Source organism: Pseudozobellia sp. WGM2 (assembly GCF_017810075.1).
In the GTDB taxonomy this organism is placed as follows: Bacteria; Bacteroidota; Bacteroidia; order Flavobacteriales; family Flavobacteriaceae; genus JADNYK01.
On sequence record NZ_JADNYK010000038.1, the window covers coordinates 1 to 532 of the forward strand.

Consider the following 532-nt stretch of genomic DNA (forward strand, 5'->3'; position numbering starts at 1 on the left):
TGCCGCCCCGGAACTGGCTCAGGACCCAGATCCGGCGCTGCGCGTCGGAGATGGGATAACCGTTGTCCCGGCTTGTCGGGGCCGATGGGATGGAAAGATTATCATTGGATGTTTCAATTAGAAAATCAATTAATTTTTTTTTATTTTTCTTTATTTCGACTAAAAGAGAAGTTGGAATCAGATCAAGACTATTATAAATAATAAGTTTTTCTTTTTCAACTCCGAATTCAATTTCTAAATCAATTAATTGATCTATTATTTTTTCAACTATATAACTCATATTTCATTCTTAACTTTATTATTCCTATCTGATGTTTTAATCCATAACAATCTTTTTACTTTTGTACTCAATGCTTCTACAGTTAAAGAATTAAAGATTTGATTGATTTTAAGTTCAATTTTATAAAGATTATTTACTTTATTAATAATCTTTATAGCATTCAGGCTATGACCCCCCATTTCGAAGAAGTCGTCCTTTATTCCTATTTTTTCCCTTCCGAGTACCTCCTGCCATATGGCGGCCAGTTGTTTT

The 532-nt window shown here is 33.5% G+C and carries 2 protein-coding genes; both read right to left on the reverse strand.

Annotation, left to right across the window (positions count from 1 at the left end):
- Nucleotides 1-280: hypothetical protein (locus IV512_RS19700; protein WP_209406472.1), on the reverse strand; the 280-nt coding region annotated here is incomplete at its 3' end.
- On the reverse strand, nucleotides 277-532 hold a 256-nt coding region (locus IV512_RS19705), incomplete at its 5' end, for a phosphopantetheine-binding protein (RefSeq protein ID WP_209406474.1). The genes IV512_RS19705 and IV512_RS19700, both read right to left, overlap by 4 nt.